Raw genomic sequence first — 19264 nt, forward strand, 5'->3', positions numbered from 1 at the left:
TCTGACGCACGACACCCCGGCGAAGACCGCCGGAAGAATTCTTCGGCACCGGCCTTCGACGGGGAAGACGTACGAGATTCGGCGGCTACGACAGGAGAACGCGCGGTCGCCGTCCCGGGTCCGTCCGGGCCCGGGTCCGCCGTGGTGTCACGCGTCCTGGATGCGCCGGAAGGGCCGCTCCGCTTCCAGGGCGAACGCGACCTCCAGCAGGGTCCGTTCGCTTCCGGGGCGGCCGGCGAACATCACGCCGATGGGCAGGCCGTCCTCCGTCGCACCGGCGGAGGGCAGCGAGATCGACGGCGTACCGACGACGTTGTCGACCGGGGTGAACGCGACGTACGCGAGGATCCGCTCGATCAGGGTCGCGTAGGGAACGTCCGGGCTCAGACGGCCGATCGGCGGCGTCGTGTGGGCGAGCACCGGGGAGAGGACGAGGTCGAGTCCGCGGAATCCCGCCGCGTACGCCTCCTTCGTCCGCTTCAGCCGCCGCACCACGCCCGGGGTGCTCCGCCAGTTCTTCAGGTACTCCTCCCGCAGCCCCCGGCTGAGTCCGTCCATGCGGTTCCGGTCGAAGTCCCGGCCGAAGGTGCGGCCCGTGGTGCCGATGAGGAACGACAGCATCCCCCAGTAGGTGAGGAAGTCGTCGGTGAAGCGCGGGTCGATGGCCAACTCGACCGGCTGGACGGTGTGTCCGAGCCGTTCGAGCCTCGCCGCGGTGTCCGCGACGGCCTCCCGGGTGGCGGCGTCGGAGTGGACACCGCTCGGCGAGTCCTTCAGGTAGCCGATGCGCAGCCGCCGCCCCGAGGGGCCCTCGACCAGGCCGACGGGAGGCAGCTTGGGATTGCGCCAGAACCTCTCGGCGTCGGCGAGGAACGCGGCGGTGTCCCGCACGGAGCGGCTCACGATGCCGTCGGCGACGATGTCCAGGGGCAGTTGACGGCTCTGGTCGTGCGGGACGACCCGGCCGCGGGTCGGCTTGAGGCCGACGAGGCCGCAGCAGGCGGCGGGTATGCGGATCGAACCGCCGCCGTCGTTGGCATGCGCGATCGGCACGGCCCCCGAGGCGACGAGGGCCGCGCTGCCGCCCGACGAACCACCCGCCGAATAGGCGGTGTTCCACGGATTGCGCACGGGCTCGGCACCCTCGAACTCCGTGGTCGGGCTGAACCCGAACTCGGGCAGCCGGGTCTTGCCCAGCACGGTGACGCCGCTGCTCAGGAACTGCCGCGTGAACGGGGAGTGCCGCCGCGCCGCGCGCGGGGTGAAGGCCGCGCTGCCGTGACCGGTGGGCAGTCCCACGTAGTCGGTGTTGTCCTTGACGAAGGTCGGCACCCCGGCGAAGGCACCGTGTGCCCAGGCCGCGGGCGCCGGCGTCGAGACGTGCGCCTGGACGGCGTGGAGCCGCGCGTCGACCTCCCGGACCCGCTCGGCCGCGTCCCGGGCGACCTCCGCGGCGCTGACCTCGCCCCGCCGGATCGCGTCGGCGAGCCCGACGGCGTCGTGCTCCCCCAGCGCGTCGTCCCGGAAGGCGTGCACCGTGGTCCGTCCGTCGAAAGTCGTCACCGTTACCTCAGCCCCCGGCCGTATGGATGGATGCCCACTGGATCAACACCATCATTGCTTACCGGTAGGTAACACGCGAGGGGATCGAGGGAGGCTGTGCGGCTCGGTCCGCGGTGGACACTGTCCGCCGTGCGTCACGGTCCGCCGTGCGTCACGGTCCGCCGTGCGTCACGGACCGCCGTGCGTCACGGACCGCCGTGCGTCACGGTCCGGACCAGCCGGTGGCCGCCACCACCTCGCGCGCGATGTCCGGGACCGACCGTCCGTCGGTCGCCACCCGTACCGTGTCGGCGGGGGCCCGCTCGTCCAGGAGCCGCGCCTTGCGGGCGCTGCCCGCGATCTCCTGCTCCAGTTCGGAGCCGAGTTCCCGGCCGATCAGGCGCTCGCCCGTCACGTCGTCGGAGGCCGTGAGCAGGACACGGACGACCCGCACACCCTCTCCCATCACCCGCCCGAACATGTCCCCCACCTCCGGCAGCACGCTCACGGTGTGCGTGTAGACCAGCCGACGGCAGCCCACGCGGGCGTAGTTGGCCCAGACGGCCGTCAGATTGCTCTCGGCGATGTCCCAGCGGTTCGGGTCGCCGTCCGGGGCGGGATGGATCTGGCCCAGGTAGTCGCCCTCCAGGACCGCGTGCCCGATCGAGGCGGCCCGCAGTTCGGCCGAGACCTCCCACCCCACCGTCGTCTTGCCGACGCCCGCGCGCCCGCCGATGAGGAGTACTTCCGGATGTTCCATGACGGGTAGCGTGCCAGCCCGCGACCACCTCTGGCGACCGGATTCAGCCGAGCGTCGGGTAGTCCGTGTAGCCCGTCTCGCCGCCGACGTACATGAGGTGCGCGTCCCGGATGGGGTTGAGGGGGGCGCCGGTGCGCATCCGGGCGACCAGGTCGGGATTGGCCAGGAAGGAGCGGCCGAGGGCGATCAGGTCGGCTCCGGCGGCCAGGAGTCGTCCCCCCGCGGCGCGGCCGCCGTCGGCGGGCAGCGGGCCGGGCCACGGCAGTGCCGGGTTGGCGATGAGCGTGCCGGGCCAGGCCGCGCGATGGGTGTGGAAGAGCGCCTGGTCGGGGTCGGCGAAGACGACGTGCAGGTACGCGAGGCCCAGGTCGCGCAGCTCACCCACGAGGGCCGGGTAGACGGCGCCGGCGTACCGGTCTCGTCGCCCGCCATCCGCTGCGCGAGCGGCTGCGGGCCGTACGGATGCGGGCCCTGCACGGCGCGGGCCGGCAGAGCGAGGCGGTCGCCGCGTACACGGAGCTCCGCACCCTGCTCGCCGACGAGCTGGGCCTCGACCCGAGCCCCGGTCTCGCGGCCCTGTACGAGGCGATCCTGCGCCAGGACGCCGGGCTGACACCCGTCGGGGGCGCCGACGGGGAGAGCCTGCGCGTGACGGCCACGGTCCCGCCCGTTCTCCCCGCCCGTGACCCGCATGCGCCCCGCCGGCAGAACCTGCCCACGCCGCCGACGGCTCTCGTGGGACGCGGCCCCGCGCGGGAGGCGGTCGTCCGGCTCGTCGGCGCCGAGCGGCTCGTCACGCTGACCGGACCCGGCGGTGTGGGCAAGACGCGCCTGGCGCTGGCCGTCGCCGAGCAGGCGGCCCGCGACCCGGGCGACAGCGCGCCCGACGGCGTCTGGTTCGTCGAGTTCGGCGGCCTCCCCGCGGAGACCGCCGAACTCGTCCAGGCGGTGGCCTCGGCCCTCGGCATCCGCGACACGGTGTCGTCGGCCCGCGGCACCGCCGACACCTCGGCCGCGTCGCACGGCGCGCTGCGGGACCGCCGGGTACTGCTCGTCCTCGACAACTGCGAGCACGTGATCGAACCGGCCGCCGAGCTGGCGGCGTCCCTGCTGCGGACCGCACCGGGTGTGCGGCTGCTCGCCACGAGCCGGGAGTCCCTCCGGGTCCCCGGCGAGACGGTGTACGCCGTCGCGCCCCTCGAACCCGAGGACGCGGCCCGGCTGTTCACCGAGCGGGCCGTCGCGGCGACGCCCGACCACGCGGCCGACTTCGCGCCCGGAGGCGATCCCGGGCAAGATGACGACGACGGCGGCGAGAGCGGCGAGGACCGGGACGCCGTCGCGGAGATCTGCCGTCGCCCCGACGGGCTCCCCCTCGCCCTGGAACTCGCCGCCACCCGGGTCCGCGCCCTCGGCGCGCGGGAGCTGGCGCTGCGCCTCGGCGACCGCTTCCGGGTCCTCGCCTCCGGGCAGCGCGGTCTCCCGGCCCGGCAGCAGACGCTGCGCGCGGTGATCGACTGGAGCTGGGAGCTGCTGTCCCCTCCCGAGCAGGCCGTCCTGCGCCGTCTCGCCGTCCCCGTCGGCGGCTGCGCGCCGGAGGCGGCGGAGTCGGTGTGCGCGGGCGAGGGCATCGACCGTGACGAGGTGCCTGACCTGGTGGGCCGGCTGGTCGACCGCTCTCTCGTCTCGGTGGCCCGGAGTGCCGGCGGACCGCGTTGCCACCTGCTCGAATCGGTCGCCGCGTACGCGCGCGAACGCCTGCACGAGGCAGGTGAGTTCACCGTCGTGGCGGATCGCCACGCCCTCCACCACCGCCTGCTCGCCGAAGGCGCCGAACCCCGGCTCCGCGGCGCGGGCCAGCGGCTCTGGCTCGCACGGCTGGACGTCGAGTCCGCCAACCTCCGCGCCGCCCTCGACCACTCCCTGTCGGACGGGCGAGTGTCCGACGCGGCACGCCTGGTCGCCGCCCTGTGCCCGTGGTGGCTGCTGCGAGGCCGTCTGCACGAGGCCCGGCGTACCCTCGCCGCGGTCGTGGACGCCCTCCCGGCCGGCACGGCGGCCGAGGAGGCCGCCGAACTCCGCGCACTCCTCGTGGCCTTCACCCTGCTGACGGGCGAGCGCACGCCGGACGCGGCCCGTCCCGAGACGGACTACGCCGAGGCCGATCACCTTGAGGCTTCCGTCGCCGACCCCGCGCGGCTCGGTCGCGCGCTGTGGCTGTTCGCGTACGGGCTCCACCACGCGGGCGACCCGGCGCGGCCCACGCCGTCAACTCCCGTGCCCTCGGCCACTTCACCGGGGCCGGCGACCGGTGGGGCACCGCCGCGGCCCGGGCCCTGCGCGCCCACACCTCGTTCGCCGCCGACGACCTTCGGGAGGCGCGGGAGGACGGCCTCGCCGCCGCCGCGGCCTTCCATGAACTCGGCGACGGCTGGGGTGATTTGCTGACCGTTCCGGTGCTCGCCGCCCTCGCCGGGATCGAGGGCGACGACGACACCGCCACCGCCCGGCAGACCGAAGGGCTCCGCCTCGCCGAGGACCTGGGTCTGGCCGTGGAGGCCTCGGCGCGGCTCGGCGGCCTCGGGCGCCTCGCGCTCCTGGCCGGTGACTGGGAGCGCGCCCGCGTCCTGCACGAGCGTGCCCGGCGGGCTGCGGCGGAGCAGGGGCACATGCACGGCGAGGTGTTCGCACTCATGGGCCTGGCCCTCGGCGCACGCCGCTCCGGCGACCTCGGCGCAGCCGAGAGCCACCTGCGGACGATGCGCGACGCGTATCCGTCGTCGACCGCCGGGAAGCACCTGATCCATGTGGAGCTCCGCTTCGTCGCCGCGCTCCGCGCGCGGGTGGCCGAGGCCGCCGCATATCAGTCCCGCGACCTGGAGTTCGCCGAGCAGCTGGGAGAGCCGCGCGCGCCCGCGCTCTCCCTCGAAGGCCTCGCCGGCGTCGCCGCGGAGGCCGTGCGGACGCTCGGCGCATCCGCGTACGCCGCCGCGTTCCGTGAGGGTGCCGCGCTGCCGCTCGCGGAGGCGGTCCGCACGGCGGCCTCAGGAGCGTGACCCGGCGTGGTGCCGGCCCCGCCCTCCGCGCACACCGTCGAGGCTCTTGTGGCCTGCGTCACGTTCCGGGAACTCGTTCGGGTCGACCGGACAGTCCGAAGATATGGAGATGAGTGTGCGTGCCCGGATACGGGCGGGGGATTCCGACGCGTTCGGGTCCCTCTTCGACGACTACGCCCGGGCTGTGCACAACCACGCCTTCCGGCTGACCGGGGACTGGTCCGCGGCCGAGGACGTGCTGTCGCTGACGTTCCTGGAGGCCTGGCGGCTGCGGGCGTCGGTCGATCCGGACGGCGGCTCCCTGCGGCCCTGGCTGCTCGGGATCGCCACCAACGTCGTACGGAACACCCGCCGGGCCGCCCGGCGTCACGAGGCGGCCCTGAACCGCCTGCCGCGCGAGGAGGTGCTCCCCGACTTCGCCGACGAACTGGTCGGCCGGATCGACGACGCGGAGCGGGTCGCGGCGCTCCAGGCGGCGCTCTCCCGGCTGCGGCGCCCCGAGCGCGAGGTGGTCGCGCTCTGCGTCTGGTCGGGTCTGGACTACGCGGCCGCCGCCCAGGCGCTCGACGTCCCGGTGGGAACGGTCCGTTCGCGCCTGTCCCGCGCCCGCAAGAAGCTGCACAAGTACGCCGGCACCGACGTCACGGCACGGTACGGGAACTCGGACCCGGGCCGCGGACAGATAGATGGTGACCGCGCTTCCGCGGTCCGGCCCATCCAGGAGGAAGCCCGATGAGCACCACCCCGTCCCGGCCCACCCCGGCCGAACGCGAGGAGATCGCCCGGCTGTTGCCCGTCCCGGCCGAGCGGGACCGGCCCGGCCGCCACCACCAGGCGCTCAAGGACCAGCTGCTGCGCGAGTTCCGGCAGGACACCGCTCCCGCCGCCGCCAGGTCCCGCTTCGGCGCGCGCCGTCTGACGATCGTCGCGGTGCCGCTCGCGGCGGGCGCGCTGGCCGTCACGCTGGCGACGAACGGCACGTCCGGCCCCTCCGGCCCGACGCCCGGCGCCCGGCCGAACGCCGCCGTGGCCCCCGGCTCGGACAGGAAGGCTCCGGAGGCGACGCCGGCGACGGTACTGCTGGACCGCATCGCCACCGTCGCCGCCGCGAAGCCGGCCCGTACCGTCCGCGACGACCAGTACATCCACATCTCCAGCACGGTCGCCTGGTCCAGCCAGAGCGACGCCGACCCCGTCCTGCGCCTGGACACCCCCCACAGCCGCGAGGTGTGGCTCTCGGTGGACGGGAGCAAGCCGGGACTGCTCCGCGAGCGGGGTGAGGAGATCCCGCTGGCCGGTGCGCTGGACAAGGACGGCCGACCCGTCGACCCGGTCGGCGTTCCCGACCCCACGCTGAACAGCCCGACGTACCGCTATCTGGAGTCGCTGCCCACCGACCCCGCAGTGCTCCTGAAGAAGATCTACGACGAAACCGCGGGACAGGGACCGGGGCCGGACCAGCAGGCGTTCGTGACCATCGGTGACCTGCTGCGCGAGCAGATCGCTCCGCCGAAGGTCAGCGCCGCCCTGTACAAGGCTGCGGCCCGGATCCCGGGTGTGACGGTCGTCGACGACGCCGTGGACGCGGCCGGGCGGCACGGCGTCGCCGTCGCCCGGGTCCACGCCGGTGAACGCACCGAGTGGATCTTCGACAGGGAGAGCCTGGAGTTCCTCGGCGAGCGGGGCGTCATGATCGAGGACACGGCGGCGGGCAAGGCCGGTCAGGTCACCGCCACCACCGCCGTCCTCTCCCGTGGCATCACGGACAAGACCGGCGAGGTCCCCGGCCGCACCGGCTGAGCCGACGGCCGGCTCACTGCTCGCGCAGGCCCCAGGGGGATCCGTAGGCGGTGAGCAGGTCGAGGAAGGGGCGGGGGGCGAAGGCCTCGGGGCCGAGGACGCCCGCCCCGGACCACGTGCCGGCGGCCAGCAGCTCCAGGGCGACGACCGGGTTGATGGCGGTCTGCCAGACGACGGCCTGGCAGTCGTACTCGCGCATGGACCATTCGTTGTCGACCACGTGGTAGAGATAGACCTCGCGCGGCGCCCCGTCCTTGACGCCCTTGACCCAGGTCCCCGCGCAGGTCTTGCCGGTCATCCGGTCGCCCAGGGTGGCCGGGTCCGGGAGGACGGCCGCCACGATGTCGCGCGGCGAGACCTCCGCCGGGCCGAGGCTCGTCCCCACGGTGACCGGCTCGGTGCTGTCGAGGCCCAGCGCGTGCAGGGTCCTGAGCTTGCCGATGAAGTCCTCGCCGAGGCCGTACTTGAACGTGACCCGCTTCGCGTCGACCCAGCGCGGTACGAGCAGGACCTCCTCGTGCTCGACGTTCACGCACTCGACCGGGCCGATGTCCTCGGGGAAATCGAAGACCTCGGGCTCGCTGAACGGGGCGGTGGTGAACCAGCCGCGGCCGGCCTCGTAGACGACCGGCGGGTTGAGGCACTCCTCGATGGTCGTCCAGATGTTGAAGGACGGCGCGAAGTCGTGGCCCTCGACCGTGAGGTTCGCTCCGTCGCGGATGCCGATCTCCTCGATCTCGTCGAAGAGCTCGTCCGCGGCGTAGCGGGCGAAGACGTCGGAGAGGCCGGGCTCGACGCCCATGCCGACCAGGGCGAGCCGCCCGGCCTTCTCCCACTCCTCGGCCCGCTCGAACTGGGCGTCGCCCAGCTTGACCCCGCACTCCTCGTACGGGCGCTCGGGGTGCGGGCGCGACAGCGACATCGCCATGTCCAGGTAGTGCGCGCCGGCCTCGGCGGCGGCGTGGAAGAGGGGCAGGACGAAGCGCGGGTCGGTGGCGTTGAGGAGGACGTCGCAGCGCTGCTCCCGGAGGAGTGCGGCGACGGCCGTCTCGTCGGAGGCGTCCGTGCGGCAGGCGCTGAACCGGGTGTCGCCGAGGGCTGCGACGGCCGCCTCGGCGCGGGCGAGGTCGTAGTCGGCGACGACCATGTGGTCGAAGAACGAACGGCGGGCCGCGATCCGGGTGATCGCGGTGCCCACGCCACCGGCGCCGACGAGCAGTACACGCATGACAGGAATCTCCCTCTTCGAGACTTTCGACCGAGGCTTTTGCCCGAGGTTGTCACCTGAGGCTGTGACCTCTGGTGCAGGCGATGAAACCCTCGCTCCCTCGCTAACGTCTATGGCGTTGGCATAAGGTGCCGGGAGTGGCAGGACCCGGGGCGGCGGGAAGGAGCCTCGTCATGGGCAAGCAGGTGGTGCCGGAGTCGGCACGCAGACGGCGGCGCCCGACGAAGAACGGCGCGGTCCTGTCGGAGCGGCTGATCGTGGAGACGGCGCTGCGGATGCTGGCCGAGCACGGTGGCCAGGGCCTCACGGCCCGGCGTCTCGGACTCGCGCTGGGCGCCGATCCCAGCACGCTCTACCGGTACTTCGCCGGGATGGACGAGCTGACGCTGGCGATCGGCGCGGAGCTCGTCGGACGGGCGCTGGACGGCTGGGAGCCCACCGGCGACTGGCGCGCCGACCTGCGCCGGCTGGGGCTGCGTATCCACGGCGCCTACCTCGCGCACCCGCAGGCGGCCGTGCTCACCGCGAGCCGTGTCACGGGCCGGGAGCAGGAGACGGCCGTGGACGAGGCGATCCTGGCCGTGCTGCGGACCGCGGGTTTCCCCGACCCGGACGCGGTGCGGATCTACCACGTCTTCATCGACCAGAGCCTCGCCTTCGCCGCCCTGGACGCGGCCTCGCTCGCCCTGCCGACGGCCGCCCGCGAGGCCGACGAGCACAAGTGGGAATCGACCTACGCCGGGCTTTCGGCCGCCTCGCACCCGCACATCGCGGCCACGGCCGGACTGCTGGCCGCGCGGATGAACCACAGCGCCTACCCGGCGGCCCTGGAGATGCTCCTGGACAGCGCGGCGAGCCAGCTCGGGCGGGTGACCGGACGGGAGGCCGCACGCCCTTCGGGCGCGTAGCCTCCCTTCGTCGCCAGGTCCCCCTACGCGGCGTCGACGTGTTCCGCGGTTCCCGCCGCGGCCCGGTCGGCCGCCTCGCCCGAGGGCCGGTTGCGCTCCGCCCTGCGGCGGCCGGGCAGGATCACGAGGACGATCGCCGTGCCGACGGCCATGATGACCCCGCCGACGAGGCTCGTCGCGGAGACACCGTGGGCGAACGACTCGTGCACCGCCCCGACGAGGGCCTGGGCCTGCCGGGGTCCGGCGGCAGGGTCCTGGGCGACCTGCTCGGCGACCGCGAGGCCGGCGCCCACCGAGTCCTGGGCCGTGTGGAGCGCCGCTGCCGGAAGGCGGTTGCCGACCAGGTCGGCCAGTTCGTCCCGGTAGGCCGTACCGAGCAGGGAGCCGAGGACCGCGATGCCGAGGGAGCCGCCGAGCTCAAGGGCGGTGTCGTTGGCTCCGCCGCCGACGCCCAGCTCCGATTCGGGGAAGGAGCTCATGATGGTGTCCGTGGCCGGGGAGACGCTGAGGCCGATCGCCAGGCCCAGCATCATCATCGGCGCCAGGAAGTCGCCGTACGTCGAGCCCGTGCCGATCCGGGTGAGCAGCAGGACGCCCGCCGTGCCGATCACCATGCCGGCCACGACCGTGACCTTCATGCCCAGCTTCGGGGTCAGCCGCCCGGTCGCCGCGGCGCCGACGAAGACCGCTCCGGCCAGCGGCAGCAGCCGCACACCGGTCTCGAGCGCTCCGTAGCCGAGGACGAACTGCAGGAACTGCGTCGCGTAGTAGATGGCTCCGAAGGTCCCGAAGAAGAAGAACAGCACCGCCAGCATCGAGCCGCTGAAGGGACGCAGCCGGAACTTCCTGACGTCGAGCATGGGGTGCGGGTGCCGCAGCTCCCACCACACGAAGGTCGGCAGGGCCACGCCCGCCACCACGGCGGCGGTGACCGGACCCGCGCCCCAGCCGAAGTGCGGGCCCTCGATGGTCGCGTAGACCAGGGCGCCGACGGAGACGATGGACAGCAGGCCGCCCACGTAGTCGATCCGCCCCATGTTCCGTGCCTTCGACGGCGGCACGAGGAACAGGGCGCCGATGACGGCGAGGACGGCGAGGGGGACGTTGATCAGGAACGTCGATCCCCAGGCGTGGTCCTCCAGGAGCCGGCCGGCGACGAGCGGGCCGACGGCGATGGCCAGTCCCGAGGTGGCGGTCCAGGCCGTGATGGCCCGGGCGCGCTCGCCCCGGGGGAAGATCGCGACCAGCAGGGAGAGCGTCGCCGGCATGACGACGGCGGCGCCGACGCCCATGATCGCGCGGGCCAGGATGACGGACGAGGTCCCGTCGACCAGGCTTCCCAGCACGGAACCGGCGGCGAAGACCACCAGGCCCGTGACGAGAGCGCCCCGGCGGCTGTACTTGTCGCCGATCGCGCCGAGCACCAGCATCAGGGCCGCGTAGGGGACGGTGTAGCCGTCGATGACCCACTGCAGGTCGCTGCTGCTCAGGCCGAGGTCCCGGGTCATGTCGGGCGCCGCCACGATCAGCGACGTGTTCGCCATGACGACGATCAGCAGGCTCAGGCACAGGACCAGCAGGGCCCACCAGCGCCGCGCGTACGGCCCGTCCATCTTCTCGACGGGTGTGTTGAGGAAGGGGGGCATGAGGGGGGCTCCTAGCGGCACGAGTTAATTGCCCATTGATGTGCAGGCTAGGTTATTGCTCATCGACGTGCAAATAAGGAGGCGGGCCGGGAGACGACTCTGCCCCGGCGGTGTACGCCGGGGCAGTGGGAAGGAGCGGAGGAGAGGGTTCACTCGGCGCGGGGCGCCTCCTGGGCGGCCACCACCGACGCGATGTCGTCGACCACGAGCCGCGCCGTGTCCTCCCGCACGCCCGCGGCGACGAGTACGGCGAGGGCGACCGGGGCCCCCTCGTCCCCCAGGTCCCCGGTGTTGACCGCCTCCAGGAGCGCGACCGTCATGGCCTCGAGACCGGCGCTCAGCACGGCGGGCGGGAGGTGCCCGGGAAAGACCCCGTCCCGCTGGCCCCGCTCCAGGATGGCCGTGACCTCGGCCCGGGCGGGGGCCAGGATCTCGGCGACGCGCTCGATGCCGAGGTCTCGGCGGGCCAGCGCCAGCAGCAGCCGGTACCGGTCCCCCACGGGCCACATCGAGAACACGAAGTACGCGAGCGCCCGCTCGGCCGGCTCGTCCGGCCGCGCCCCCGCGGTGAGCGCACTGCGCAGCGCCTCGGAGGCCTCCTCGGCGAGAGCCTCCAGCAGGGCCTCACGCCCGGGGAAGTGGCCGAAGAGCGTGCGCCGCACGACACCCGAGGCACGCGCCAGCTCCTCCAGCGTGATGTCGGGGTTCCGCCCGAGCTCACGCCGGGCCGTGGCCAGGATGCGCGCCCGGTTGGACCGCGCGTTGCGTCGCAGCGGCTGACGGGCGGCGGGTTTGGTCACGTGAACCTCGGGAATCGGTGGATCAGTGGATCAGTGGTTCGGTGGATCTGCAGGCAGGACGACGACAGGAGTCCGGAGTTCCGGCGGCGCCTACCAACAGATCGCGCGGCGAACGAAATCGCCCTCATTCTGGCATGCGGACCGCGACGGGCCCGGTCCCACCGATCAGTCCCGATACGCGGCGGTGAGCGCGGCGAAGTCCTCCGGCGTGAGGACCTCCACACCGAGCTCCTGGGCCTTGACGGCCTTCGAGCTCGGCTTGCCGTTCGCGGAGGGCGCGGCGACCAGGTAGGTGGTCCGGGAGTTGACGCCGCTGCCCACGCGCCCGCCCGCCTTCTCGATCAGCGCGCCCATCGCGGAGCGTCCCCAGCCGTCGAGCGGACCGGTCATCCTGCCCGTCACCACGACGGTCTTGCCGGTCAGCGGGCCTTCCTCGGCCTCCTCGGACTTCTCTTCCTGCGGCTCGGTCATCGACACTCCGGCCGCGATCAGCTTGTCGATCACCGGGGCGAGCGCGGCGACCTGCTCGACGATGACCGGGGCCTTCTCGGGGCCGATGCCCTCGACGTCCTGGAGGACGGCCGCGTCGGCCGTGCGGATGGCCTCCATCGTGCCGAAGTGCGCGGCGATACGGCGGGACATGCGGCGGCCGGTGCCCGGTATGCCGAGCGCGCAGAAGACGCGGCTGAGGGGGCGGGACCTGGCGAGCTCGATCTGCTCGGCGAGCTTCGCGCCGCGCTTGGCGCTGCCGGAGGCGGCGGTGAGCCGGTCCTCGGTGAGGGTGAACAGGTCGGCGACGTCGCGCACGTCGCCGGAGGCGATCAGCGCGTCGACGTACTTCCGGCCGAGGCCGTCGATGTCGAGGACGTCGCGCCCGGCGACGTACTCGATGAGCGGGGCCAGGGCGCAGGCGGTGCCCTTCGCGCAGCGCCACCGCTCCTGGCTCTTGTCGATGTCCCCTTCGCAGTTCGGGCACCGCTCCGGCAGGGGGACCGCTGTGGCGTCCTGCGGGCGGAGCTCGACGACCGCGGCCTCGACGCGCGGGATGATGTCACCGGCCTTGTGAACCGTGACGGTGTCGCCGATGTGGAGGTCGCGGCGAAGGATGTCGGCGGGATTGTGCAGGGTCGCGCGGGTGACCGTGGAGCCGTCGAGCTCCACGGGAGCGAGGATCGCGGTGGGCGCGAGCACGCCCGTACGGCCGACGTCCCAGACGACGTCCTGCAGCACGGTCTGCCGCTCGACGGCCGGGAGCTTGTAGGCGATGGCCCAGTACGGGAAGCGGCTGCCGGTTCCGGCCGCCGCCTGCTCGGCGCCGCTGTCGGCCTTGATGACCACGCCGTCGATGCCGAAGGGCAGGCCGGAGCGGAGCGCCGCGATCGCGTCGACCTTCTCCCGCGCCTCGTCGAGCGTGGCGACCACGTGCAGTCCGGCCGGGCTGTCCGCCGTCGTCCGCACGCCCGCACGAGCGACCGCGGCGAGCGTCTCGGCGTGGGTGGCCCCGGCCGGCAGGAACGCCTCGCCGTCGAGGCCGACCGCGCCGTACGCCCAGAACGTCATGGGCAGGCGGTACGGGCGGTCCTTGGCCCGCAGGGTGCCCGCGGCTCCGTTGCGCGGGTTCGCGAAGACGGCGGCGCCGTGCGCGGTCCGCACCTCGTTGGCCGACTCGAACTGCTCCTGGGTGAACAGGACTTCGCCCCGGGCCTCGAAGGTGGCGGGGACCGGAAGCTGCTCGGGCAGGCCCTCGACGGTGCCGATGACGTGGCTGACGTCCTCGCCCCGGGTGCCGTCGCCGCGGGTGATGATCTGGACGAGCCGTCCCTCGCGGTAGCGCGCGGCGACGGCCGCGCCGTCCATCTTCGGCTCGACGGTGAAGCCTCCCGTCGGTTCGTGGCCCAGGCGGCGCCCGAGCGACGCTCCCCAGGCCGCGAGCTCCTCCGGCGTGAAGACGTTGTCCAGGCTGAGCAGGCGCGTGGTGTGCGCGACGTCGCCGTCGGGGGCGGCTCCGTCGGCGACCTGGCCGATGGGCGAGCCCTGCGCGACGGCGTCGGGGTGGTCTTCCTCCCATGCCGTCACCGCCAGCCGCAGCCGGTCGTACGTGACGTCGTCCATGAGGCTGTAGCCCGCGCCGTAGTACGTGCGGGACGCCTCGCGCAGGCGGTCGACAGCGGCCTCGTACTCGGCGCGGCCGGCCGTGCTGGACATGCTGGAGAACGCCTCATCGGCGGAAGGGATCGTCATGAGGAACATCCTTGCGCACGCCACTGACAACGCCCGGGGTACGACGGTCCCGAGCGCCGCCTCGGGTCAGGACACGGTGGCGGCAACGACGAAGGCGAGGAGTGCACGCGCTCCTCGCCTTCTTCAAGGTATAGCTGACAGGGGGACTTGCGGCAAGGCCCCGGGTATGACGCAGAATCAGCGGCCTAAGCCACGACCTGCGGAAATGGGTAAGAATCTTGATGACGCACGACGTAATCATCGCCGGCGGCGGACCGACCGGGCTGATGCTGGCCGCCGAACTGCGGCTGCACGGTGTGCGGGCGGTCGTGCTGGAGCGGCTGACCGAGCCGACGCTCCAGCAGCGTGCGCGTGGCATCCACGCGCGCAGCGTCGAGGTGATGGACCAGCGCGGCCTGCTCGACCGGTTCCGGGCGGTCGGTGAACCGTTCTCGGTCGGCGCCCTGTTCTCCGCCCTCACCAAGCCGTGGCCGGAGAGCGCGGACACGGCCCACCCGTACGGTCTCCTGCTCCCGCAGACGGAGACCGAGCGGCTGCTCACCGAGCACGCCGTCGAGCTAGGTGCCGAGATCCGGCGCGGCTGCGAACTGCTGGGACTGAGCCAGGACGAGGACGGGGTGACCGCCGAACTGGCCGACGGGTCCCGGCTGCGCGCCCGCTACCTCGTCGGCTGCGACGGCGGCCGCAGCACGGTCCGCAAGCTGCTCGGCGTCGGTTTCCCCGGCGAGCCGGCCAGGAACGAGACGCTGCTCGGCGAGATGCGGCTCGCCGAGGACCCGGCGAAGGTCGCCGAGGTGACGGCGGAGATCCGCACGACCAACGTCCGGTTCGGCACGATCCCCAACGGGGACGGCACCTACCGCGTGATCGTGCCCGCGGCGGACGTGAGTGAGGACCGGCCTGCCACGCCGACCATGGAGGAGTTCACGGAGCGGCTCCGGGAGGTCGCCGGCACCGACTTCGGCGCGCACTCGCCGCACTGGCTCTCCCGGTTCGGCGACGCCAGCCGGCTGGCGGAGCGGTACCGGGTCGGCCGGGTGCTCCTGGCAGGGGACGCGGCGCACATCCACCCGCCGACCGGCGGGCAGGGCCTCAACCTCGGTGTGCAGGACGCGTTCAACCTCGGCTGGAAGCTGGCCGCCGAGGTGAACGGCTGGGCGCCGGAGGGCCTCCTCGACAGCTACCACGCCGAGCGGCACCCGGAAGGCGAGCGCGTGCTGACCAGCACCCTCGCGCAGGGCGTGCTCCTGGAGGACGGAGCGGGCGCGAAGGCGCTGCGTGAACTGTTCTCGAAGCTCCTGGACTTCGAGGAGGTCAACCGGTACATCACCGAGTCGATCACCGCGGTCGGGGTCCGCTACGACCTCGGGGAGGGCCACGAACTCCTGGGCCGGCGCCTGCGGGACCTGCAGCTGAAGCAGGGTCGCCTGTACGAGCTGATGCGCACCGGCCGCGGGCTGCTCCTGGACCGGAACGGTGGGCTTTCGGTGGAGGGCTGGGCGGACCGCGTCGACCACGTGGTCGACGCCACCGAGGAACTCGACGTGCCCGCCGTGCTGGTGAGGCCGGACGGCCACGTCGCCTGGGTGGGCGAGGACCAGCAGGACCTCCTCGGTCATCTGTCGCAGTGGTTCGGTGCCGCCGCACGGTGAGCCGAGGCTCAAGTGACGCGAGCCACACGGCAGAAGGGATGGCGCACCCCAGGACGGGGGATCCGATCGGCGGCAGCGGAACGTTAGCGTGACGTGAGCACCGCTGAAGAGACTGGGAGGGACCACGGTGGCCGGCTCGCCGGCCACACACAAGTTCGACCCAGGGGGCCCCACCATGCGCGCCGACCAGCGGCCGCGAGACAACCGCCTGCCCGTTTCAACCGCCACGCCCGGGTGCCCGACCACACCCGGACCGTCACGGCGAGCGGGAAAGGGCAGGTAGCCGGAGTGCTCAACACGCGGGTGACGGTGACCGTCCACGCATCCGATCCGCTCAGCAGGGCCGGGCTCATCAGCCACCTGCGGCACCAGCCGACGGTCGACTTCGTCCCCGAGCAGGACGACGGCGGCCGGGACTGCCCGGCGGTGGCCGTGATGCTCGCCGACCGGATCGACGAGCCCACCACCGCCGAACTGCGGCGCCTGCTGCGCGGCAGGGACCAGCGTGTGGTCCTCGTCGCCCGGGAGCTGCGCGAGCCCGACCTGCTCGCGGTGGTCGAGTACGGGGTGCGTGCCATCATCTGGCGGCACCAGGCGACCGAGCAGCGGCTGCTGAGCGCCGTGCACAGCGCGGCCCGCGGCGAGGGCGAGCTGCCGCCGGACCTCGTCAGCCGTCTGCTGAACCAGGTGGGGCGGCTCCAGCGGGCGACCACGACGGGGGCGGCCACCGGCGGGGCGGTGCCGCTCTTCGGGATGGCGCCGCGCGAGGTGGACGTCCTGCGGCTGCTCGCCGAGGGCCTGGACACCCGGCAGATCAGCGAGAAGCTCGCGTACTCCGAACGCACCGTCAAGAACATCCTGCACGCGCTGATGACGCGTCTCCAGCTCACCAACCGGGCGCATGCCGTCGCGTACGCGCTCCGCGAAGGCTACATCTGATGATCCATGAGATCGACGAGGCGCTGCGCCGTCTGCTCGCGCCGGCCGTCACCGGCGACGTCGCCTTCGACGCGCCGACCCGCGACTGGGCGGCGCGCCGCAACTCCCCGACCCTGAACGCCTATCTGTACGACATCAGGGAGGACGTGGCGCGGCGGGAGCGCGGCGCCTACGCCGAGCGGGACGCCCACGGGACGGTGACGCGCAGGCGTCAGCCGCCGCGGTGGTTCCGGCTCTCGTACCTGGTGACCGCCTGGACGTCCCGGCCCGAGGACGAACACCGGCTGCTGTCCTCCGCGTTGGCGCTGCTGCTTCCGCACGAGGTGCTGACCGGTGACGCCGTCCCGGAGTCGGTGCGGTCTATCGCCCGGTCCCTTCCGCTCTCCGTCGCGATGCCGCCCGCGGAGTCGCGGTCGCTCGCGGACATCTGGTCGGCGCTCGGGGGCGAGCTCAAGCCGTCCCTGGACGTCGTGGTGAGCACGCCGTTCCCGGTCACCCCGGTGTACGAGGTCGCGCCGCCGGTCACGGAGGGCCATGTGGTCGTACGCGGGACGGACGGTACGCAGGGCGACTCCAGGCCCCGGATGATGCGGCGCTCGGTGAGCTCGGTGAGCGCCCCGGGCGACCCGGCCACCGCGGGCGGCGCGAGCCGCACGAGGACCGAGGGCGGGCGGTGACGGCGTGCTGGAGCTGATCGCCGCGCTGCGGACGCGGGTCGCCGCGCTCGTGGACGCCCGCGCCGCCGGAGACCCCACGGCGGGCGATCCACTGCGCGGCCTGTACATCACCGAGGACACGGCCCGCCGGATCGCGGCGGAGCCGGTGCGTACGGCGGGGGACGCCGCCCGCGGCGGCACGCTGCCGGACACCGGCGGTCCGGACCGGCTCTCGGCCCTGGCCCGGACCTTCGGTCTGTCCGCGCTCGACGCGCACGTGCTGGTGGCGGCGCTCGCACCCGATGTGGACCGGGGCTTCGAGGCGTTGTACGGGTACCTGAACGACGACGTCGGGCGGCGCCGCGCGACCGTGGCGCTCGCCCTCGACCTCGCCGGCACGGGTCCCTTCGACCCGGCCGCCCGCGACCGTTTCCACCCGGAGGCCCCGCTGCTCTCCGGAGGGCTGCTGGTCGTCGAGGACGCGGACCGGCCGCTGCCCGGACGGGCACTGCGCGTGCCGGAACGCCTGGTGGCGCACCTGCTCGGTGACGACAGCCGGATGGACGCCGAACTCCTGGGCATGGGTGTGGAATTGCTGCCCCCGACCGGAGCGGACGCGCTCCTGCCGAGGCCGGAGCCCGTGACGCTGGCCGCGCGCGTCGCGGCAGCCGGGCCGGTCACCGTCCACCTGCGGGAGCGCGTCCCCGGTGCTGCGACCGATTCCGTCGTGGCCGCGCTGCGCGCTGCCGGGCGGCCGGTGCTCCGGTACCGGCCGGAGTGTGTCGACGTCGCGGTGGCGCGGGCCCTGCTGCGGGAGGCGCGGCTGCGCGGTGCCGCCGTGGTCGTCGAGCCGTTGCCGCCGCACCCCGGGCCTCTCGTACGGCTGTTGGCCTCGGCCGACGCGACCGTGATCCTCGCGGGCACCGACGCGCCCGACCCGAGATGGGCACCGGACGCGGAGCTGCTCACGCTCGACGCGCCGGAGGGGGCGGCGGTCCCCGGCGACCTGTGGCAGCGCGAACTGGGGCCCACAGAAGGCGACTTCGACGTGGACTCGGCCACCGCTCCGTACCGTCTCAGCGGCGACCAGGTCCGCCGGGCGGCGCGCTCGGCGCGGGCGCTCGCGGCGTTCGAGGGCACGGCGCCGACGCTCGCCCAGGTGCAGCGCAGCGCCCGGCTGGTGTCCGCGCCGCTCCTCGACAGCCACGCGCGGCGCATCCGGCCGGCCGTCGGCTTCGCCGACATCGTGCTGCCCGAAGAGCCGTTGGGGATGCTGCACGAGCTGACCGGGCGGGCCCGCGACCGGGACCGGGTGCTCGGCGAGTGGCGGCTGCGCACCGGCGGCGGGCGCGGTCGGGGCGTCGTCGCGCTGTTCGCCGGTGAGTCGGGCACCGGGAAGACGTTGGGCGCCGAGGTCGTCGCGGGCGAACTGGGCCTGGACCTCTACGTGGTGGACCTCTCGTCGGTGGTCGACAAGTACGTCGGCGAGACGGAGAAGAACCTGGAGCGGATCTTCGTCGAGGTGGACCGCACCGACTGCGTCCTGCTCTTCGACGAGGCCGACGCGGTGTTCGGCAAGCGCTCGGAGGTGAGGAGCTCGCACGACCGGTACGCCAACCTGGAGAGCGCGTACCTGCTCCAGCGGCTGGAGTCGTTCGCCGGGATCGCGGTGCTCACCACCAACCTCCGGGCCAACATCGACGAGGCGTTCACCCGCCGGCTCGACCTGGTCGTGGACTTCCCGTTCCCCGATGCCCCGCAGCGGGTCGCGCTCTGGCACTCCTGCCTGGCGGGCACGCCCAAGGCCGACTGCGTCGGTGAGGAGATCGAGCGCTGCGCGGCGGAGTTCGAGCTCGCGGGCGGCGCGATCCGCTCGGCGGCGGTGACGGCCGGGTACCGGGCAGCGGCGCGCGGCTCGGCGGTGACCGGAGCGGACGTGCGGGCCGGGGCGCGGCGCGAGTACGAGAAGGCGGGCCGGCTCGTGCTGGACGCGGGCGCGCCCTGGGCGCCGTAGGAGTCTTCCCTCCTGGCAAGGC

Annotated in this window: 16 protein-coding genes; 9 read left to right on the forward strand and 7 right to left on the reverse strand. The window is 73.6% G+C overall.

Annotation, left to right across the window (positions count from 1 at the left end; all coding sequences use genetic code 11):
• Positions 1-147: 147 nt before the first annotated feature.
• From DEJ46_RS01850 to DEJ46_RS01860, 3 genes are all read right to left on the reverse strand, one after another.
• Positions 148-1563, reverse strand: a complete 1416-nt coding sequence (locus tag DEJ46_RS01850) for an amidase (protein ID WP_150263826.1) — start codon at positions 1561-1563, stop codon at positions 148-150.
• Between the two features lie 202 nt (positions 1564-1765).
• Complete coding sequence (locus DEJ46_RS01855; protein ID WP_150263827.1) at positions 1766-2302, reverse strand: hypothetical protein; 537 nt, start codon at positions 2300-2302, stop codon at positions 1766-1768.
• Between the two features lie 43 nt (positions 2303-2345).
• Complete coding sequence (locus DEJ46_RS01860; protein ID WP_411757706.1) at positions 2346-2687, reverse strand: hypothetical protein; 342 nt, start codon at positions 2685-2687, stop codon at positions 2346-2348.
• 77 nt (positions 2688-2764) lie between these two features.
• Between DEJ46_RS01860 and DEJ46_RS01865 the strand changes: the two genes are divergently transcribed.
• The 4 genes from DEJ46_RS01865 (at position 2765) to DEJ46_RS01875 (ending at position 7158) form a co-directional block, all read left to right on the forward strand.
• Positions 2765-4750, forward strand: coding sequence for an ATP-binding protein (locus DEJ46_RS01865; protein WP_263411743.1), 1986 nt, complete (start codon positions 2765-2767; stop codon positions 4748-4750).
• Positions 4744-5358, forward strand: a complete 615-nt coding sequence (locus DEJ46_RS39600; protein WP_223834452.1) for a hypothetical protein — start codon at positions 4744-4746, stop codon at positions 5356-5358. The genes DEJ46_RS01865 and DEJ46_RS39600 overlap by 7 nt, the downstream gene beginning before the upstream one ends.
• 103 nt (positions 5359-5461) lie before the next feature.
• Positions 5462-6094, forward strand: a complete 633-nt coding sequence (locus DEJ46_RS01870; protein ID WP_150263829.1) for an RNA polymerase sigma factor — start codon at positions 5462-5464, stop codon at positions 6092-6094.
• Complete coding sequence (locus DEJ46_RS01875; protein WP_150263831.1) at positions 6091-7158, forward strand: CU044_5270 family protein; 1068 nt, start codon at positions 6091-6093, stop codon at positions 7156-7158. Before DEJ46_RS01870 ends, DEJ46_RS01875 begins: the two co-directional genes overlap by 4 nt.
• Before the next feature lie 13 nt (positions 7159-7171).
• On the opposite strand, the gene DEJ46_RS01880 is transcribed toward DEJ46_RS01875, so the two are convergent.
• Positions 7172-8386, reverse strand: coding sequence for a saccharopine dehydrogenase family protein (locus DEJ46_RS01880; RefSeq protein WP_150263833.1), 1215 nt, complete (start codon positions 8384-8386; stop codon positions 7172-7174).
• 173 nt (positions 8387-8559) lie between these two features.
• Here DEJ46_RS01880 and DEJ46_RS01885 point away from each other — a divergent pair, with 173 nt between their 5' ends.
• Positions 8560-9294, forward strand: a complete 735-nt coding sequence (locus DEJ46_RS01885) for a TetR/AcrR family transcriptional regulator (protein ID WP_150263835.1) — start codon at positions 8560-8562, stop codon at positions 9292-9294.
• Between the two features lie 23 nt (positions 9295-9317).
• Here DEJ46_RS01885 and DEJ46_RS01890 read toward each other — a convergent pair whose 3' ends face one another.
• The 3 genes from DEJ46_RS01890 to ligA form a co-directional block, all read right to left on the reverse strand.
• Entirely contained in the window at positions 9318-10940 is a 1623-nt protein-coding gene (locus DEJ46_RS01890; protein ID WP_150263837.1) for an MFS transporter, read from the reverse strand.
• Between the two features lie 149 nt (positions 10941-11089).
• On the reverse strand, positions 11090-11740 hold the full coding sequence (locus tag DEJ46_RS01895) for a TetR/AcrR family transcriptional regulator (RefSeq protein WP_150263839.1): 651 nt from the start codon (positions 11738-11740) through the stop codon (positions 11090-11092).
• Between the two features lie 165 nt (positions 11741-11905).
• Entirely contained in the window at positions 11906-13981 is a 2076-nt protein-coding gene (gene ligA, locus DEJ46_RS01900) for an NAD-dependent DNA ligase LigA (protein ID WP_150263841.1), read from the reverse strand.
• 221 nt (positions 13982-14202) lie between these two features.
• Here ligA and rox point away from each other — a divergent pair, with 221 nt between their 5' ends.
• The 4 genes from rox to DEJ46_RS01920 all read left to right on the forward strand — a co-directional run bounded on the left by rox (position 14203) and on the right by DEJ46_RS01920 (position 19242).
• Positions 14203-15633, forward strand: a complete 1431-nt coding sequence (gene rox / locus DEJ46_RS01905; protein ID WP_150263843.1) for a rifampin monooxygenase — start codon at positions 14203-14205, stop codon at positions 15631-15633.
• A 288-nt stretch (positions 15634-15921) separates the two neighbouring features.
• A complete protein-coding gene (locus DEJ46_RS01910; RefSeq protein WP_150263845.1) occupies positions 15922-16572 on the forward strand; it encodes a helix-turn-helix transcriptional regulator in 651 nt (216 codons plus the stop codon).
• Positions 16572-17249, forward strand: coding sequence for a DUF4255 domain-containing protein (locus DEJ46_RS01915; RefSeq protein ID WP_150263846.1), 678 nt, complete (start codon positions 16572-16574; stop codon positions 17247-17249). Before DEJ46_RS01910 ends, DEJ46_RS01915 begins: the two co-directional genes overlap by 1 nt.
• 4 nt (positions 17250-17253) lie before the next feature.
• Positions 17254-19242, forward strand: coding sequence for an ATP-binding protein (locus DEJ46_RS01920; RefSeq protein ID WP_150263847.1), 1989 nt, complete (start codon positions 17254-17256; stop codon positions 19240-19242).
• Positions 19243-19264: the final 22 nt, after the last annotated feature.

It is taken from the genome of Streptomyces venezuelae, from assembly GCF_008642375.1.
In the GTDB taxonomy this organism is placed as follows: domain Bacteria; phylum Actinomycetota; class Actinomycetes; order Streptomycetales; family Streptomycetaceae; genus Streptomyces; species Streptomyces venezuelae_G.